The organism is Rhodospirillaceae bacterium (assembly GCA_002728255.1).
GTDB lineage: Bacteria > Pseudomonadota > Alphaproteobacteria > UBA7887 > UBA7887.
On sequence record PBWV01000020.1, the window covers coordinates 106,555 to 123,566 of the forward strand.

General features: G+C 47.2%; 17 protein-coding genes. 12 read left to right on the plus strand and 5 right to left on the minus strand.

Annotation, left to right across the window (positions count from 1 at the left end; genetic code table 11):
- Positions 1–75: 75 nt before the first annotated feature.
- A complete protein-coding gene (locus tag CMM32_06015; GenBank protein MBT06457.1) occupies positions 76–963 on the plus strand; it encodes a hypothetical protein in 888 nt (295 codons plus the stop codon).
- 69 nt (positions 964–1,032) lie between these two features.
- Here the strand turns inward: CMM32_06015 and CMM32_06020 are convergent, their stop codons facing one another.
- Positions 1,033–2,472 (minus strand): metalloprotease TldD, encoded by a 1,440-nt coding sequence (locus CMM32_06020; protein ID MBT06458.1) that lies wholly within the window; start codon positions 2,470–2,472, stop codon positions 1,033–1,035.
- Between the two features lie 140 nt (positions 2,473–2,612).
- Between CMM32_06020 and CMM32_06025 the strand changes: the two genes are divergently transcribed.
- The 10 genes from CMM32_06025 (at position 2,613) to CMM32_06070 (ending at position 12,593) form a co-directional block, all read left to right on the plus strand.
- Positions 2,613–3,584, plus strand: a complete 972-nt coding sequence (locus CMM32_06025; GenBank protein MBT06459.1) for a hypothetical protein — start codon at positions 2,613–2,615, stop codon at positions 3,582–3,584.
- A 458-nt stretch (positions 3,585–4,042) separates the two neighbouring features.
- Entirely contained in the window at positions 4,043–4,849 is an 807-nt protein-coding gene (gene coxB / locus CMM32_06030) for a cytochrome c oxidase subunit II (GenBank protein MBT06460.1), read from the plus strand.
- Between the two features lie 27 nt (positions 4,850–4,876).
- Positions 4,877–6,484, plus strand: a complete 1,608-nt coding sequence (ctaD, locus tag CMM32_06035) for a cytochrome c oxidase subunit I (GenBank protein ID MBT06461.1) — start codon at positions 4,877–4,879, stop codon at positions 6,482–6,484.
- 29 nt (positions 6,485–6,513) lie between these two features.
- Positions 6,514–7,449, plus strand: a complete 936-nt coding sequence (locus tag CMM32_06040) for a protoheme IX farnesyltransferase (protein ID MBT06462.1) — start codon at positions 6,514–6,516, stop codon at positions 7,447–7,449.
- A gap of 132 nt (positions 7,450–7,581) precedes the next feature.
- A complete protein-coding gene (locus tag CMM32_06045; protein ID MBT06463.1) occupies positions 7,582–8,157 on the plus strand; it encodes a cytochrome c oxidase assembly protein in 576 nt (191 codons plus the stop codon).
- Between the two features lie 63 nt (positions 8,158–8,220).
- Complete coding sequence (locus CMM32_06050) at positions 8,221–9,042, plus strand: cytochrome c oxidase subunit 3 (GenBank protein MBT06464.1); 822 nt, start codon at positions 8,221–8,223, stop codon at positions 9,040–9,042.
- A 27-nt stretch (positions 9,043–9,069) separates the two neighbouring features.
- Positions 9,070–9,444 carry a hypothetical protein gene (locus tag CMM32_06055; protein ID MBT06465.1) on the plus strand — a complete coding sequence of 125 codons (375 nt, stop codon included), beginning with the start codon at positions 9,070–9,072 and terminating at the stop codon, positions 9,442–9,444.
- A 5-nt stretch (positions 9,445–9,449) separates the two neighbouring features.
- The gene (locus tag CMM32_06060) at positions 9,450–10,169 is read left to right on the plus strand and encodes a hypothetical protein (GenBank protein ID MBT06466.1); all 720 of its coding nucleotides are present in this window, start codon (positions 9,450–9,452) and stop codon (positions 10,167–10,169) included.
- A gap of 15 nt (positions 10,170–10,184) precedes the next feature.
- Positions 10,185–11,093, plus strand: a complete 909-nt coding sequence (locus tag CMM32_06065; protein ID MBT06467.1) for a hypothetical protein — start codon at positions 10,185–10,187, stop codon at positions 11,091–11,093.
- Between the two features lie 3 nt (positions 11,094–11,096).
- On the plus strand, positions 11,097–12,593 hold the full coding sequence (locus tag CMM32_06070; protein MBT06468.1) for a carboxypeptidase M32: 1,497 nt from the start codon (positions 11,097–11,099) through the stop codon (positions 12,591–12,593).
- Between the two features lie 13 nt (positions 12,594–12,606).
- Here CMM32_06070 and CMM32_06075 read toward each other — a convergent pair whose 3' ends face one another.
- From CMM32_06075 to CMM32_06090, 4 genes are all read right to left on the minus strand, one after another.
- Positions 12,607–13,191: an NADPH-dependent FMN reductase gene (locus CMM32_06075; GenBank protein ID MBT06469.1), complete on the minus strand. Its 585-nt coding sequence runs from the start codon at positions 13,189–13,191 to the stop codon at positions 12,607–12,609.
- A 97-nt stretch (positions 13,192–13,288) separates the two neighbouring features.
- Positions 13,289–14,269, minus strand: coding sequence for a hypothetical protein (locus CMM32_06080; protein ID MBT06470.1), 981 nt, complete (start codon positions 14,267–14,269; stop codon positions 13,289–13,291).
- 18 nt (positions 14,270–14,287) lie between these two features.
- The gene (locus tag CMM32_06085) at positions 14,288–14,635 is read right to left on the minus strand and encodes a hypothetical protein (protein MBT06471.1); all 348 of its coding nucleotides are present in this window, start codon (positions 14,633–14,635) and stop codon (positions 14,288–14,290) included.
- A 71-nt stretch (positions 14,636–14,706) separates the two neighbouring features.
- Complete coding sequence (locus CMM32_06090) at positions 14,707–15,210, minus strand: thioesterase-like protein (GenBank protein MBT06472.1); 504 nt, start codon at positions 15,208–15,210, stop codon at positions 14,707–14,709.
- A 201-nt stretch (positions 15,211–15,411) separates the two neighbouring features.
- On the opposite strand from CMM32_06090, the gene CMM32_06095 reads away from it, so the two are divergent.
- Positions 15,412–16,818: an FAD-binding oxidoreductase gene (locus CMM32_06095; protein ID MBT06473.1), complete on the plus strand. Its 1,407-nt coding sequence runs from the start codon at positions 15,412–15,414 to the stop codon at positions 16,816–16,818.
- The last annotated feature ends 194 nt before the right edge of the window (positions 16,819–17,012 follow it).

Genomic DNA, 17,012 nt, shown 5'->3' on the forward strand with positions numbered 1-17,012 from the left:
AGATGGTATCAATTGTGGAAAGGCCTTTGGGCTTTTAAGCGTGTTGTTTCTTAATCCACTAGGTGGGGTAGCTACATGGAACACATTAGAATTGAGTTTTCGAGATTTTCTGCGTTTTACAGTCCATTGATTTTGACTATGGCGGGTGGCTTTCTGGATCGTGAGGGGCTTAAGCATAGTTACAGTGTGTCCACGCCGGAGCAAACAGCTATGAGCGCAATCTTGGGCGGCACTGTGGATGTAGCACAGTCTGCAGTTTCGGCTGCCTTTGGGCCAGCAATTGATGGCCGTAAGCCCGATGTCGTGCACTTCGCTCAGATCAACGAGACGGATGGCTTCTTTCTGTTTGGGCGGGACAACGAATCCAATTTTTCGTGGTCTCATCTGGTAGGAAAGGATGTTTTGGTAGATCATGGTGGACAGCCGATGGCTATGTTTCGTTATGGTTGCCTGAAATCAGGTTTGGACGATAGCAAAGTAAATTTTATTGATGCCGGCTCTCCAGAGGAGATGGAGGCCGCATTTCGCTCCGGGGTGGGTGACTATATACATGCTCAGGGTCCTCTGCCTCAGCAATTCGAGCAAGATGGGCTTGGTCAGATAGTCGCCTCGGTAGGCAAGGCAATTGGCCCGGTAGCATTTTCCACTCTGGCCGCTAAAGCGGAATGGCTCAGAACTGATATGGCTATGGCCTTCATGCGCGCCTACAGGTTGGGGAGGGAGTTCGCCATTACCGGTTCACCAGAGGAGATTGCGCGAATGGAAGCTGAGTTTTTTCCAGAAATTCACGTCGAAGCTCTTGCTAACACTATTCGATTTTATCAAAAGCTTGGTTGCTGGAGCCCCCACTTAGAAATCACCCAGCAAGCATTCGAAGTCGCAGTAGACGTTTTTCTCCACTCTAAGGCCATTTCCCAACGCCCAGCCTACGACTTGGCTGTTTATCCTGTTCCAACAATATAGCACAAGCTCGTCTTGGTAATTTAGGCGTTGTCGGCGTACTTGCGCACTGGGTTTGCCCAGAGCAATAGTTCAATCGCTAGCCTCAGTCCCTCCAACCGTAAGCCCATCTATTAGAAGGGTTGGTTGCCCTACTCCTACGGGGACGCCTTGGCCATTCTTTCCACAGGTGCCAATTCCAGGATCCAGCTCCATGTCGTTGCCTACAGCCTTTACGTTTTTAAGGACTTCAAATCCGCTACCAATGAGAGTTGCCCCTTTCACGGGTGCCCCTATTTTTCCATCGTCTATTTTGTATGCTTCGGAAGCTGAGAACACAAATTTGCCATTCGTAATATCAACTTGGCCACCGCCAAAGTTTACTGCATACAATCCGCTTTTTACGGAATTAATGATTTCCTGAGGGTTCTCGTTGCCAGCTTGCATTATGGTATTTCGCATTCGCGGCATGGGCTGATGGGCAAAGCTTTGGCGGCGACCATTGCCAGTAGATTTTGTGCCCATCAATTTTGCGTTTGTCCTATCCTGCATATAGCCGACCAGGATTCCATTCTCAATTAGAGTGGTGCACTGGGTAGGAGTGCCTTCGTCATCTATCGACAAAGATCCACGGCGGTTTCCGATAGTTCCATCGTCTACTACCGTAACCGATGGAGCGGCTACACGTTCGCCCATGAGGCCGGAGAAGACACTTGTCCCCTTCCTGTTAAAATCTCCTTCAAGGCCATGACCTATTGCTTCATGAAGCAGTATGCCTGGCCAGCCAGATCCCAGAACAACTTGCATTTCACCTGCAGGAGCCGGCTCGGCTTTTAACAGAATCTTGGCTTGCCGATAGGCCTCATCCACGTGCTTTTGCCAAGTGTGTTCTTGTAGAAAAGCCTCATACGAAAAGCGCCCGCCTGAACCATAGCTTCCACTTTCCATGGTATCGCCGTCACCAACCACAACCGAGACGCTAAGTCTAACCAGTGGCCGAATGTCGCCAGTGAGTTTGCCTCCAGCCCTAAGTATTTCCACTGCCTGCCAGTTGCCGGTCAACGAGGCCATCACCTGCTGTACTTTAGGGTCTTTGGCCCGAGCATATGCATCAATTTCCTGCAGCAATTTCACCTTCTTCTCGAAAGGCACCTGTTGCAGAGGGTTTTCATCCGAATATAGCTGCTGGTTTGTAGTGGGAGGGGCACTGGCCATTACGCCCCCTGCGCCAGTTCTGACAGTCTTTACCGTTTCCCCTGCGCGGCGAACTGCAGACTCACTCAGTTCCGACGCATGGCCGTATCCAGTGCACTCACCTGAGACCGCCCGTAAGCCGAACCCTTGCGATGTGTCAAAATTCGCCGCTTTTAATTTGCTGTCGTCAAAAGCGAAACTCTCAGATTGCTTATATTCCAGAAATAATTCGCCATCGTCTGACCCAGCTAGAGCGTCGTCAACGACGGATTCCAATCTTGTTTGGTTCAGGTCGGTATTGTCAAAAAATAATTTATTTAGCCGGGCGATATCTGTCATTTTTGCTCTTCCTGAGACTGCGATTAACTGCCTTTGTACCGACTTGAGTATAGTGTATTTTGGTTTTCTACAACTTCCAATTTCTTCGTTTGCGACGAGGTATATTTGGATGCCCCTTGAATTTGATAGTGGTGGAAGTAATGGCGCTCTTATTGGAAGATACGGTCAGGTTTGGGGTCCAAGGCATCTTCAGGAGGACGGGAAACTCCGCGTCGCCTTGGATTCCAGATCTGGGGGATGCTAAGGGCTTAGTTAGATTGGTTGACGAGTTAGGTTTTGATTCAATGTGGGTTGGTGACCATGTGGCCTTCCCTGTACCCATTATGGATTCTATTTCTCAGTTAGCTTGGGCGGCAGCTCTGAGTGACCGTATGACATTTGGCACAGCGATATATCTCTTGCCCCTGAGGCATCCCACTCCAGTAGCAAAACAGATTGCAGCCTTAGATCACCTTTGTGGAGGCCGATTAGTTTTTGGGGTGGGGGTCGGGGGTGAGTTTCCGACGGAGTTCAAAGCTTGTGGTGTTGACGTGTCCCAACGTGGTCGACTTATGGATGAGAACCTGGAAGTGCTGAAGAAACTATGGCGACCAGGCACAGCGAGCCATAGCGGAGCCAGTTTATCATTTTCCGAGATTGAGTTGCTGCCCAAACCACTTCAAGAAGGAGGCCCTCCAGTATGGGCTGGTGGTCGATCTGATANTGCTTTGAAACGAGCTGGGCGAGTATGTGATGGGTATATATCTTACGTTGTAACCCCAAAAATGTTTCGGGATTCCTTAGACAAAATTTCTAGCGCTGCTGAGGCGGTGGACCGTGACGTTGGAACTTTTGGAACTGGCCATCTATTATTCCTTAGGATTGATAATGAGTATGAGAGAGCGTTGGACACCGCGAGCGCTTTCCTGAGTGAGAGGTACGGAATGGATTTTAGGCAAGCCGCTAAAAAGTATTGTGCCCTGGGTTCCCCGGAAGCGATAGCAGATCGCATGCAAGAGTATATTGATGCCGGTATTCGCCATTTTGTTTTGGATTTTGTGGGGCCTAGCGAGGATTACATGGAACAAATTGAAAGGTTTGCGTCTGATGTTCGGCCTCTGATTCGTTGTTAGCTCCTGGGATCTGTGAGGCAATCTAGTAGAAAGGCAGCAAGATAGAACATCGATGATTGGGAAAGCCTCAAGTCGACCGAAAAAGAGACGTAATGTTCGGCTGCGGGTCGAAGGCGCCAATCAGATTGGGGGGCTACCCAGCAGCCTTTCANGGGCTTATTTAGAGGCGGTTAGCGCTGTTAAAGGCTGCTACAGTGGTTTTTATGGAGCGCATTATCGGGTATTGTTATCGGCGTAGTCCTTGAGGTTTGGTCTAAAGGGTTGATTATGGGCTCTCTCGCTGTATATGGTGTTGTCTAGGAAGGGGTTGAGTGCTAAATCCACCCCTTTTTAGGATTGGGAGACAACGCTGCCTCAGAGGGGTGGCGATGGTTGTTTGGGGGACCAGTGGAAAGGTATTAGTGAGTATGTTTATGAAAAACATCCTGCCCGGGTTAGCAGCTTTTGTGGCGACTGTAATGGTGCCGGGAGCGCAGGCGTGGGCTAACGCAGAAACAGGACAGCCGTTTGATTGGCAGTTGGGTTTTCAGAGGGCTNCGTCGCCTGTTATGGAAGCGATAGCGACTCTCCATAATCAGGTCTTAATCCTTATAACTATAATAACNCTGTTTGTTCTGGGGTTGCTTATCTATGTAGTTATAAAATTTAATGCTAAGGCTAANCCGAACCCGTCGCAGGTCACACATAACACTTTGTTAGAGGTTCTGTGGACGGCGATCCCTATAGTCATCCTGGTCGTGATGGCTGTGCCAAGCTTTAAGCTTCTGTATTATCAGGACACCGTGCCGGAAAAGGTTGATTTGAATATTAAGGCTACGGCGTACCAATGGTTCTGGAGTTACGAATACAGTGATGCTGGTTTTGAATTCGATGCTTTCAAGATGGAGCAGGAAGATGCAGAGGAAGAGGGTGAGCCCTACCTTTTGGCAACTGATACAAAGGTCGTTGTTCCNGTTGGAAAGGTTGTGCGGGTTCAGTTAATTGCTGCAGATGTAATTCATGCGTGGGCCGTTCCGGCCCTTGGTGTCAAAATGGACGCTTACCCAGGACGATTGAATGAGTTGTGGTTTCAAGTAGATGAACCGGGTGTTTATTATGGCCAATGTTCAGAACTGTGCGGTCAAGGTCATGCTTTTATGCCAATTGCTGTGGAGGCAATGGAGGAAGCAGACTATCAGGAGTGGTTAGCTGAGGCTTATGATGAATATGCTAGGGTGAGGTCAGATGTAGACGTTGCCGCAGCCCAAATAGATACGACACGGTAACAAGCGAGTTAGAAAAGGTGGATTGTAATGAGTTCAACTGACACACAGGCAGCCGGGCACGCCCATCATCCAACAGGTTGGCGCCGCTGGTTATATTCGACCAACCACAAAGATATCGGAACCATGTATTTGGTGTTCGCGATTTTGGCCGGCCTAATCGGGGCTGGGTTCTCCGTTGTTATGCGGATAGAGTTGAGTACTCCCGGGGACGGGATCTTTGGTGGGAATCATCACGTCTACAACGTGTTTGTTACAGCACATGCACTGTTGATGATCTTTTTTATGATCATGCCGGCTATGATTGGCGGTTTTGGGAATTGGATGGTGCCAATCATGATTGGGGCCCCTGATATGGCGTTTCCGAGGCTCAACAACATTAGTTTTTGGCTGTTGATACCTTCGCTTACATTGCTCTTGGCTTCGGCCTTTGTGGAAGGGGCCCCTGGCGGGAAGGGCGCAGGGACGGGTTGGACGATATATCCTCCACTCTCGAGTTCGTCTGGTCATCCGGGGCCAGCTGTTGATCTAGTGATCTTCAGTTTGCATCTAGCCGGAGCTTCATCAATCCTTAGCTCGATTAATTTTATCACGACTATTCTGAATATGAGGGCGCCGGGACTGACCCTGCATAAGATGCCGCTATTTGTATGGTCCATTTTGGTTACAACATTCTTATTGCTCTTGTCTTTGCCGGTTCTGGCTGGCGCAATTACTATGCTTCTCACAGATAGGAATTTTGGGACAGCCTTTTTTGAAGCTTCAATGGGGGGAGATCCGCTTCTATTCCAGCATTTATTTTGGTTTTTTGGCCACCCGGAGGTTTACATACTTATTCTTCCTGGTTTTGGAATAGTGTCACAGGTAGTCGCCACCTTTTCTAGAAAACCCATTTTTGGATATCTTGGGATGGCATATGCNATGGTNGCGATAGGGTTTATTGGCTTCGTGGTCTGGGCTCATCATATGTATACGGTTGGGATGGATACCGATACACGGGCTTACTTTATGTTAGCGACACTAGTGATTGCGGTTCCAACTGGCATTAAAATTTTCAGCTGGATAGCGACCATGTGGGGTGGTTCTATAGAGTTTAAAACGCCAATGTTGTATGCCATCGGGTTTATCTTCTTGTTTACTGTTGGTGGTGTTACAGGGGTGGTTCTGGCAAATGCGGGAATAGACATTCCTATGCATGACACTTATTACGTTGTCGCCCATTTTCATTATGTCCTGAGTTTGGGGGCTGTATTCTCGGTTTTTGCGGGCATTTATTACTGGCTTAGCAAGATGTGTGGTCGGCAATACTCCGAGGCATTAGGTAAATTGCAGTTTTGGACTCTGTTTGTTGGCGTTAACCTAACCTTTTTCCCAATGCATTTCTTGGGTTTGGCTGGGATGCCAAGGCGCTACGCAGATTACCCGGATGCTTTTGCGGGGTGGAATATGGTGGCTTCTCTGGGGTCATACTTGTCTGCATTTTCGGCGCTTTTGTTTGTGTATATTCTTATCAGGACTGTCACATCTGGGGAGCGCGTTTCGGAAAATCCGTGGGGTGAGGGTGCAACAACGATGGAGTGGAAGTTACCCTCTCCGCCTGAGTTTCATACCTATGATGAACTCCCGGTTATTAAATAAATGTTGTCGGATTTTCTCGGAGGGCATTGATGACTGATGGTGCGGTGAGGGAGATACATTCGCCGATGTCATTGGCGTCGGCCGCCAATATCTCGGATTACTTTGCCCTATTGAAACCGCGAGTGATGTCGTTAGTGGTTTTTACTGGGCTTGTCGGGATGTTTTTATCTCCAGCGACGATCCACCCCGTTCTGGCCATAACAGCACTGTTTTGTATTGCGGTTGGGGCCGGGGCTTCTGGGGCAATCAATATGTGGTTTGATCGCGATATTGATTTTAAGATGGAGCGTACCCGAAATCGGCCTATACCTTCCGGTCGAGTGAGCCCAGGTTCGGCGTTGGGTATCGGTGTATGGCTTTCCTTTGGATCTGTCACTTTGATGGGCTTAGCGGCTAATTGGGTGGCAGCCGCACTTCTTGCGTTTACGATTTTTTTCTACGTTTTTGTTTATACCATGTGGTTAAAGAGGCGCACGCCCCAGAACATTGTGATTGGAGGTGCAGCGGGCGCGCTCCCTCCAGTGGTGGGTTGGGCTGCTACATCGGGTGATGTCACATTGTTACCTATTATATTGTTTGCCATNATTTTTCTCTGGACGCCGCCCCATTTTTGGGCCCTAGCGATAACACGGGCTGAGGAGTATAAGGAGGCTAATGTGCCAATGCTTCCCGTGGTAGCTGGTGCAAGGAGGACTAGAAGTCAAATTTTTTGGTATAGCATGCTACTTGTGGCATGCTCTTTTGGGCCAGTTTTTGTTGGGTTTAGTGGTTTTGTGTATGGTGCTATTGCGGCGATCCTAGGCTTAGGGTTTTTGGCGTTAGCCTTCTCCGTTTTTATTTCCACCAGTCATGAATCCTGCCGGCGATTGTTTGGCTATTCTATTTTTTATCTTTTTGTTGTTTTTCTGGGATTGAGCATTGACCATATGGTCAGTATGTCTTCCCTCGGTCTCAGTGTGGTTTGAATTTGCTATGCCATTACATGACCTTCATCGGCGACAAAAACTTAAGAACCTGGCAATTGGTTTGATGCTCGCGGGTTTGGTTGTCATGTTCTTTCTTATAACCCTAGCGAAATTAAATCCGGAGCCAGGTCAATGAGGGGGGATAAAAGGGCTGTGGCCACGGCGGCGAGCCTGGTGGGGCTTGTTGTAGGCATGGTGACACTGTCTTATGCATCGGTTCCTTTGTATGACCTATTTTGCAGGGTGACAGGGTACGGTGGAACTCCGCAGGTGGCAGCGGGAATGCCTCCTGCCTTGGGGGATAGGGAGTTGACGGTGCGGTTTAACGCCGATGTCAATCGCGATCTGCCTTGGGAGTTCGAGCCGGTTGATGGAAGGGTTGTTGTAAGAGTAGGCGAGCCAACTTTAGCTTTCTATCGTGTTACTAATCTAAGCGATGAGACAATCACCGGCACGGCAACCTATAACGTTACTCCTCTTCGTGTTGGAAACTATTTTTCAAAAATTGACTGTTTCTGCTTTGAGCANCAAGAGTTATCGCCTGGTGAGAGCGTGGATCTCCCCGTAAGTTTCTTTGTGGAAAAGTCTATAGAATCCGATCCGGATATGGCAGGCATTAACACGGTGACCCTTTCTTATACGTTTTTTGAGTTGAAGAAGAGAGCAGCCATAAAAGACGCGGGCCCAGAGGAGGGTCGACGTTTATAATGGCGAGATAATAGTTGTCGATATGATTAAAAAGCGTTGGTTCCTAGTAGGAGATTTGAGCTCATGACCGATACCGCAAAACATCCTTATCATCTGGTGGATCCCAGCCCTTGGCCAGCCCTTGGTNCTTTGGCNGCCCTTTNTTTGACAGGTGGTTTGGTTCTTTTTATGCACGAGATAGTTGGTGGCGTGGCGCTAACTTCTATAGGCGGGATTTTGACCCTCTTGACTATGGTGGTGTGGTGGCGAGATGTCATCAGGGAGGCTACATATGAGGGTCATCATACCCCTATAGTACAGCTGGGAATGCGCTATGGGATGGTGCTGTTTATTGCATCTGAGGTAATGTTTTTTGTTGCGTGGTTTTGGGCTTTTTTTGATGCGAGCCTGTTTGCCGGAGAAGCACAGCTAGTTGATCGCGTTGCCTTTACCGGCGGGGAGTGGCCACCGCAGGGTGTAGAGGTGTTGGATCCTTTCCATCTGCCGCTNCTAAATACCATCATTCTGCTAACCTCTGGGGCGACGGTAACTTGGGCGCATCATGCACTACGTGAAGGAAATGCAGGGCACGTGCGATTGGGCTTATGGCTCACTATTTTGCTTGGGGCGACGTTTACAGGGGTCCAAGCGTACGAATATGGTCACGCCCAGTTTGGCTTTACTGACGGTATTTATTCTTCGACATTCTTCATGGCTACTGGCTTCCATGGGGCTCACGTACTTATTGGCACGGTCTTTCTCTGTGTTTGCTTGGGAAGGGCCTACCGGGATCACTTTAAGCCAGACCATCACTTTGGTTTTGAAGCTGCAGCTTGGTACTGGCATTTTGTCGATGTAGTTTGGCTGTTTTTGTTTTTCTGCATTTATTGGTGGGGTGGCAGCTGAGCAAGGCGTTCTTTTCTTAGGAAGGTGATGGCCAGAAAATCGGTCAGCCAGATATCTTTAGTTAGGGTCAGCTTAACTTGCAAATGCCCCCAATGTGGACGGGGGCATTTGTTTGTGGGGCTCCTGGAGATGGCTGCAGAATGTGGAGAGTGTCATCTGCAATTTAATTCTGAACAGATAGGGGACGGGGCTGCGGCGTTTATTGTTTTAATTTTAGGGATCGTGTTAGTCGGTGCCGCGATATTTCTTGAGACAATGGCCAGCCCACCCATCTGGGTCCATTTATGTCTGTGGACACCTGCAAGTATCTTGGGCTCGATAGTGTTATTACGACCTTTCAAAGCATTGATGTTGGGTCTCCACTATAAGCATGGATTGTTGTCAGCCATTAAGGAAAAATAATTTTTATGGGTCACCCGATGCAAGCGTTGTGTAATAGAATTAATGGGCGGCTATTCTCGATGCTATGTTTCTTCTTATGTGCGATTGTAGTGCTTTTATCATTAGGCATTTGGCAATTGGATCGTTTGGAATGGAAGAGGTCCTTGATTGCTCTGGTAGAGGAACGCCANGGTCTTGAGGTTACTCCCCTGAATACACTATACGGTTTTGAAAGCTTTGCTGATCAAAACTATCGGCGTGTAAGCGTGGAGGGAGTATTTCTCAATGAGCATTCATTTTTTCTCTCGCCAAGAATATATAACAAACAGTCCGGGTCACACTTGATAACGCCGTTGAGACTTATGGATGATAATGTAGTGACGGTAGATAGGGGTTGGGTGCCACAAAAATATATACTGGAAAGTGCTGATCGAGAGGGAGTGATTTCGATCCAGGCAACTATTAGAGAGCCTTTGAAGCAAAAGCTGTTTACCCCCAACAATGATCTATCGAAGGGGCANTGGTACTGGCTAGACCTTGATGCGATTTCCGGGAAAGTAGGGGCTGTCGTTTTGCCAATTGTTTTAGAAAAAAACCAGACAGGTGACGAAAATACCTTTCCCGTTAGAGATCAGACAGTGGTTTCCTGGTCTAATAATCATCTCCAGTATGCGTTAACTTGGTTTGGTCTAGCTTTTGTGTTTTTTGTTAGTTCAGTAATCTATTTTTTCAAGCACCGTACATAGCTGAAAGTGGGCTTTGTGACTTTCTTTAAATCGAATTCATTGTTGGCGACTATCTCTGCCGCCTCGGTTGTGGCAATTTTTGTGCAAATTATGCTGGGAGCCGTGACACGTTTGATGGGAGCGGGGCTTTCCTGTCCGGATTGGCCCCTTTGCTATGGATTGTGGATACCTCTTCCTTCCATGTTATCAGCATTGCCAAATTTGGATTACACCTATGCCCAAATATTTATGGAATGGATCCATCGAGCGAATGCTGCAGTTGTGCTCGCACCATTAATCTGTTGGATGACATTTTTGAGCTGGCGGTCTAGACAAAAGGCCCCTGTTTGCTGGGGACTCGGCGCGTTCGCGCTGCTGCTGCTTCTTGTTCAGTCAGCAGTCGGTGGATTTACNGTGTTTGATCAAAATAGTCCTTGGTCGGTGGCGGTGCATCTGTCGTTGGCATCTCTGCTATTAGCTACCACCGTGTCGATATTTAAAATCGCACAACTNGGCGGTGTGGCTGTTGTTGAGAAGAAGGCGGTTGTGCCATTTTCACTTGCCTTGATTGTATTAGTGACAATTATCTCTGGGGCAGTAGTTGCCAAGTCAGGTTCGGCATTGTCCTGTGGGGGTTGGCCATTGTGTAATGGTGCGTTGGTTCCTGAGTTCGGAGATAGTGGTCAAGTGTTGCATTTTGCTCATCGTGGTCTAGCTCTTATGTCTGTGCTGGGGATAGTCGCGGGGGCCTTCTATGTGCGAGCACTTCGGCATCCTGCGATGCTTTCANTTATTCAAGTGTTCATGGGGCTTCTGGTTATATGGGTGTACAATGTGGGGACATTGGGCTCACACGTTCTTGTAGGCGCTCTGCACCAGTTATTTGCACTGGTAATCTTTGCTTCCTTAATCTGGGTATTTTGGCGCCCTGATGGAGCGAGATAGGTTATGGGAACGGGTAAGCCAAGTTCTTATGCGGAATTAGAAGATAGATTCTCCCGGATTTCTCTAGTGCGGGAGAGTAGCGCTATACTTTCTTGGGACTGGGCTACAATGATGCCAGTAGGGGCAGCGAGGGCAAGGGCGGCCCAGCTTGCGGAACTAGAAAAGACTTCCCATGAACGTCTGGTAGACCCTCAAATAGAGGATCTTTTGGCCCGCGCAGAGCAGGAGCCGGATGTCCAATCAGATATGTGGTTGGCCTCCAACTTAGCTCAAATGAGGCAGCAGTGGATGCACGCGAATGCGTTGTCATCAAAGTTCGTAGAATCACTTGCTACAACTACTTCTGCGTGTGAGTTGGCTTGGCGCTCGGCTCGTGAAAGTGCAAATTTTTCTGAGATTATCCCGCAGTTCTCTGCAGTAGTGGACTTGGTGCGCCAAAAGGCTTTTTCTTTATCTGAAAGTTTTGGCGTGAGCCCATATGATTGTTTGCTGCACCAATACGAACAAAATTTGACAGAGCGTGATGTTGATAGCTTGTTTTCAGACCTTTTGGAATTTCTTCCAAGCGTTCTTTGCAGGGCTTTGGAGGAGCAGGGTAAGCCGAGGTCGTTCAATGGACGCTTCCCGCTTGTAGCTCAGGAAGCTCTCAACAGGAAAATTATGGGTATCATTGGGTTTCCTTTTGATAGTGGGCGACTAGACACAAGCCATCATCCGTTTTCAGGAGGTGGTCCCGAGGATCTGCGAATTACTACCCGTTATGATGATAAAGATTTTACTTCTTCCTTCATGGCGGTATTGCATGAGACGGGTCACGCTTTATATGAATACGGGCTCCCAGCAAGGTGGAGGGGCCAGCCAGTAGGAGAGGCCCTTGGGATGGTTATCCATGAGAGCCAATCGCTCCTTATAGAGATGCAGGTATGTCGCTCTAAAGAGTTTGTTGAGCTAATCACACCTCATATTCGAGAAGCGTTCGAGGGCCATTTTCTCAATCTAGATGAAGATCAACTCAGGGCCGTTCTCTGCAAGGTAGAGCCGGGATGTATAAGAGTAGAGGCTGATGAGGTGACATATCCTTTTCATATTATATTGAGNTATAGGCTCGAGAGGTTATTGATTGATGGGGAGTTGAAGGTTGAAGATTTGCCAACTGCGTGGCGGGAAGGAATGAGAGAGTTGCTGGACATTGAACCAGTGGATGATGCCGCCGGGTGTTTGCAAGACATTCATTGGTACGGGGGAGATTTTGGCTATTTCCCCACTTATACCTTGGGTGCTATAGCAGCAGCGCAGCTATTTTCTGCTGCGGTGATGAAAAATACAGATATATTGTCCAGTATTCGCACAGGCAACTTTAAACCTTTGTTGCAATGGTTGGATGTTAATGTCCATTCGTTAGGATGCTCATTATCAGCATTTTCCTTGATTGAAAAAGCAACAGATGCTCCCTTGTCAACCAAGTCATTTGAGAAGCACCTTCGGGCTCGCTATTGCTAAACTAGCTCTTGGCTTAGTTAAGTTTCTGGATAAACAATGTAAGTTTAACGCCTAGATCCAAGATCCTCTGGTGTTGCGACTCTTCACTGAGGGCTCCATCGTCCTTAAAGGCGTTGTGGGCGTCAGGGATGGATGCTTGATCAGGGAGGACTATCATCTGGATGTTGGTTAGTATCTGCCGAAGTTGGGTGAGCCCCCTTACGCCGCCAAGAGCCCCTGGCGAAGCGCTCATTATCACCGCTTTTTTGCCAGCAAAGGCCCTGAGCCGTTCTTCTCCGGCAACCGGTCGAGATATCCAATCGATGGTATTCTTCAGTAGCGCCGAATACCCACCATTGTATTCAGGAGAGGCAATTAGAAAACCATCACATTTGATCATGAGAGATTTTATTTCCTGAGCTGCACTAGGCAAGCCCTGCTNCTCTTCTATNTCTCCATTGTATAGGGGCATTGGAAAATCGGCTAAGTCTATGCTTGTTACTTCGGCACCAGCGCTCCTTGCTCCATTGCCCGCGATAGTTACAAGTTTCTTGTTCCAGGATTTATCTCTACTGCTTCCGGAAAACGCAATAATCTTTGGTGATCTTTTGTTCACGATTGCGATTGCTCCAATTAGCCCTTATTCACTTTTTGAAAGGAACGTTTGAGGTAGGCGGAGTGGTCAAATATTGTCATCATTAAATAGGTATCTAAGTTTAGGGCTTGGNAAAGATTAGGCTTAGTGTAGTACCAATATTTTTGTATTCAGCACCCTTCATTCTTTGTGTCTTTGATAATACTTGGTGAACTTTTGGTAAGTTATACTGTGGAATGGAAGGGTATAGATGATGCTCCAAATGGTAGTTAACATTATGAGGGAAGAGAGTCCAAATCAAGAACTTGGAGCCGCTATTTGTCCTTGAAGAGTTAAGCGGGCAAATAATGTTACTTACAGCCCCGTGTTCACAGATTGCTCGAAGCCGAAAAATAGCAGGTACTATTGTTAGCAAAGGTAAAATCCAACAAAGGAGGAAGAACAAGGCTAATTCGTTTATGACAGAAAACGTTCCTACCGAGATATATACCAGGACTGTGAGAGTTAAGTCTAAGTTGCGTCTATGCCGGAGTGAACCGCCGGTTCGATTTGAATCTAAAGGTAAGGTGGCTGATATTCGCCAGAAATAAGCGTAGGTTTTTAGAAAAGTGGCGCCTAATAGATCGCGGGATAGCTTTTTGAAGAGATGGAGAAAACCTTGGGGGTAACCTGATTGAAGGGGAAGATCAGGGTCCTCTTTTTGGTAAAGGTGGCTATGATGCTTAAAATGTAGGTTCCTGTAGCGCTGAAAAGATATGCAGATAATAGCGCCTAAAAGTGTTCCCATTGCATCATTCAATTTCCGATTTGAGAATAGCCGGAAGTGAGTTGCTTCGTGCACTAGGACGAATACAGCGTGTTGGCGAGTGCCGATAAAAACTAGGATAATTACAGTTATTACTGGGTGGTCTAGATACCAGCAGAGCAGGATAGAAATTGCTAGAGCTACAAGTGTTTCTAAAAGGGAGAGAAGAGCGAACTTATTATTTATATGGCTAAGTTCTTTAAGTTTTCCGGGCGCTATATGACGGGAGGAAGTACTGTTCCCTATGTTGCGTTTATCCTCGGGAAATTGGTTACCAGTTTTCTTAAATGTTTCCATGCATCTTCATCCAAAACGCTATCTCTCCAGCGTTGTAGTATGCGTTTGATCTTCTTGATCAGACTCGGGAAGAGCAGAAAATGGAAACGGAACTGTGTCGACTTCAAAGGAAAGAAACTGCAGAATTTGTCTAAGGTATGCATTTATTCGGGACGCAAAATAGCGGAGGTTGTCATTTTTTTGTCCGTTTATAATTGTTAAAATAAATTGCGCTACGGAGAGAAAGTACACGAATAAAAGGGCTACATAGGATATAAGTCCGAAAAGAACCATATACAGAGCTCTCTGCCACGCTGGAGGGTTAATGACTATCATGGTTGGTGAGTTGGTGCTTTTATTTTCTGGCAATTTGCGTTCTCCGTCCACTCTTTCATCTTCCGACTATCATGGCCCCAGGGGAACAGGTTTGGCAAGACAACCTGTTCGCATCTTGGATGCTATAAGTATTTTTTTTGCTGCAATCCCATTGTTCGACTAAGTCCGGGTGGCTTCTCCAGGTTCTGGTGGCTGTTTTTTAGCCTATTCAGGTACTCTAAGGCGGTGTCCGGTATAGGAGCTGCTCTTCGCTTTGATTGGCTGACGTGGAGTGTTACTAGTTCGTTGGTAGCCGCCATAAAATTTTCAGATTCGTGGTGCATGGTATGGGCGTAGTGTATTCGTTTTTGATCATAGTCAAAGACAAATGTATCAAACCTCAGTTGATCGCCCTCTCTTACTTCTTGTAAGTAGCTAATATGCCCTTCCAAGGTAAACGTAGTCCCATCAGTTTGGTTCGAATAATTTTCTCCTAAACCTATGACATCGAAGAAGGCGTCTGTGGCATGGTCAAACAGTAGTAGGTAATAGGCCATATTGAGGTGCCCATTGTAGTCTATCCATTGTTTCTGGACTTGTTCTCTATGAACTTGAAGAGGTCCATTATCATCTGTTTTTTGAGACATTTTTACCGTTTATTTCAATGATTCTGGGATGTGCTTATAATTTGCACCATTTCTTTTGCAATGGCATGCATATTTAGTCAAACTAAAGTTCTCGAGAGACGAGATTATCGGGTTATTCAGTACAGCAAGGGGCATCATCAGGGTGTCATTTAGCAGGTCAGAGTTATTAATCAAATCATTTTTTGTGTGAAGGAAAATGGGATGTCGCAGTTACAAAAGCTAAGCAAGGTAGATTTTGGTTCGTCAGAAAAAGTTATTGAGATTCTGAAGGAGTATTTTGGTGACCGGTTGACTACTTCCGTTGCTGTCCGAGAGCGCCATGGGACTGACGAGTCGTTCCACGCACCTCGAAGTCCTGACGCCGTGGTATTTGCTTGCAAAACCGAAGATGTACAGTATGCCGTTGAAGTGTGCGCGAAGCACCAAGTTCCCATAATTGCATACGGCACAGGCACCTCCCTAGAGGGGCATGTAGCAGCGTTGTATGGGGGGATATGCATTGATCTGTCTCAGATGAATGAGGTAGTTGCAGTAAATTCCGAAGATCTTGATTGTACGGTGCAGGCTGGTGTTACCCGTAAACAGTTGAACGAGTACTTGAGAGACATGGGGTTATTTTTCCCTGTTGATCCTGGGGCGGATGCTTCAATTGGCGGTATGGCGTCGACCCGTGCAAGTGGAACCAACGCAGTACGGTATGGGACCATGCGGGAGGCTGTGATGTCATTAAAAGTGGTTTTGGCAGATGGCAGGATTATCCACACAGCTACTAGGAGCAGAAAATCTTCAGCTGGGTATGATTTAACCAGGCTATTTGTAGGGTCTGAAGGGACATTGGGTATAATTACAGAAATCACGCTGCGACTTCACGGTATACCCGAGGCTATTTCTGCGGCAGTCTGCTCCTTCCCCTCAATAGATGATGCGGTAGGTTCGGTAATAGAAACTATTCAGTTGGGAATCCCGGTAGCCCGAATTGAATTGCTAGATGATGTGACCATGAGAGGAGTTAACTCCTTTTCAAAAACTGATTATCCAGTATCTCACACCTTATTTTACGAGTTTCATGGAAGCCAAACTACCGTTGAAGAGCATTCCAGGCAGGCTCAGGAAATAGCTTCTGGCTTTGGTGGCGGGGATTTTAATTGGGAAACCAAGGCAGAGGATAGAAATCGCTTGTGGCAGGCGCGGCATGACGCGCTCTACGCTATGAATGCACTGCGACCTGGTTCAAAACCAATGGTGACCGATGTGTGCGTTCCCATTTCCCAGTTGGCACAATGTATTAGCGAAACTAAGGTTGACATAGAGGGCTCGTCAATAATGGCTCCTATAGCGGGACATGCAGGCGATGGAAATTTCCATGTAGTATATTTGGTTGACACCGATTCGCCCGATGAGTTGAAGGAAGCGGGAGGTATGCACGACAGGCTAGTCGCCAGGGCGCTTGCACTCGGAGGGACTTGTACGGGAGAGCATGGTATAGGATATGGGAAAATTGACTTTCTTAATTCGGAACTTGGTGAGGGGGTAGGTGTGATGCGTTCCATTAAACTCGCGTTAGATCCAAGTAATATTATGAATCCAGGAAAAATCATAAATGTTTAGTTTTTTACATTCTACTAGTTTGGAAGGAAGTTAAGGAAAGCGGGTTTCCAATGCGCAAAAATATTGACGAACTAGATGCCGGAAAGTTCACCTTTGATAATACGTTCGCTCGCCTCCCTGAGCGATTTTATACCCGCCTTGCACCAACCCCAGTTTCCTCCCCAAAAGTTATTAAGGTAAACCAGCAATTGGCC